Annotated in this window: 1 protein-coding gene; it reads right to left on the bottom strand. The window is 63.6% G+C overall.

Going from position 1 to position 1,650, the window contains the following annotated elements:
- Positions 1-130: 130 nt before the first annotated feature.
- Positions 131-1,582, bottom strand: coding sequence for a transposase (locus E8A74_RS51585; protein WP_136936575.1), 1,452 nt, complete (start codon positions 1,580-1,582; stop codon positions 131-133).
- Positions 1,583-1,650: the final 68 nt, after the last annotated feature.

Raw genomic sequence — 1,650 nt, forward strand, 5'->3', positions numbered from 1 at the left:
TGTCTTCGACCTACGCCGATATGGGATCCTGCTGAACCTGGAGGTCATCCAGCGTCGTGAGGGCGAGCTGGCCAAGGCCGCGTAACTTCAGGTGGAATTGAACCGTTTGTTGCTCTAGCAGCCTGTGGATCTACGCCCCCCCAATCGCGAGCCCAACACCCCGCACATGACCCGGTCGCATCCCCTCCCACACAGCCCGGGGAAATCGTGCCAACCGCCTCGGCGTGCTCCGCACCAGAGCCACCATGGCTGCCCATATCACCAAAATTGCAAGGGCGGAGCCCTTCCGGGCCGCGGCCATACCCCGCGGAGTCCCTGCGCCGAGGATTTGGCGTAGCACGAGCCCCAAATTGAGCGCGGCGACATGGGCCAAGTAGCGTTTTCGCACGTTCTCCCGGCCCCTGACTCGCACCCTTCTCATTCCGCCCGTCTCACATGTATGGGCGAATGTTCGCTCGATGAACTCTCCACGTTTGCGTTGAAGAGCACGCCCCTTCGGACGACGCACGCGGCTTCGGTTCCCGTAAAACGCTTGCTGCATATCCCAGCCCTTGTCCACCCATTTGCGGACCGGCTGGCTCCTCTCCGGGACATAGGTGCGGTAGCCGGACTCCTTCAACGAGAGGAGCAGCTCGGCCTTGTGATACCCCTTGTCCGCCACGACCTCGATCACGGTGCGCTCGGCCTGCGCGTCGCTGCTACCGCCCTCCGGGGGCGGCTCGTCGTCGGAATCGCAGTCCTTGCCGCTCTTCGCCTGCTCGACATTCGTGCGCGCCTGCTCCAGGCTTTGCGCCATCGTCGCCGGATCAGCCTGGTCTCCTGAATAGACCTCTGCGGCGACCACGACGCCGCTGCTCATGTCGACGACATGCTCGCTCTTGTAGGCCAATCGCGTGCGGCCATCCTTGAGCTTCGTGATGCGGGCATCCTCGTCCGTGGCGCTCTTCCAGTCCTTATTCGACGTCTTCTTTCCCTTGCGCTTGCGATCAAGCCGCCGAGCATCCTCCACGGTCGGATTCTCGATGCCTTCCTCCTTCGCCAGCCGCTTGATGTAGTCCGCGTACACCTCGCCCGTCTCGCGCCGCACGATCGCCTTCATCGAGGCGTCCGCGCGGAGATACGTCGAGTCCACGCCCATGACTTTGCCCTGGAGAAGCCCGGAGCGATGGACGACTCCGAGCACGAACACGAACATTGCCTCGAAGACCTCACTGCCGAGGCGCTTGCGCATCTTCGACAGCGTCGAATGATCGGGCACCGTTTCGCCGGGCAACAGTCCAAGAAACTCTCGCAGGGACAGCGAGTCCGAGCACCGCCATTCGAGACCGCGCTCGGACTCGATCCCCTCGAAAAAACCGACCAGCAGCATCCGGAAGTAAAGCCCCGGCGGAATCGACGGCCTGCCCGCCGTCCCGTCGGCCTCGAAATACTTCGCGCACGCCGCCTCCATGGCCCGGTCAAACCCGTTCTCACGCAGAAGCTCGTTCAGCTTCCCGTAGAACCGGTGCCCCGGCGACCGCGGCAGCGAAGGCGCCGCCACCCAGAGCGGCGCTTGCTTCTCCCGTGTTCGACCCATCGACATGACGCGGACAAACCTACCATCGTCTCCCGTCTCTGTCGATCGTCCCTTCGGGATAGGTCCACGGGCTG

The sequence above is a fragment of the Polyangium fumosum genome (genome assembly GCF_005144585.1).
Lineage (GTDB): Bacteria > Myxococcota_A > Polyangia > Polyangiales > Polyangiaceae > Polyangium > Polyangium fumosum.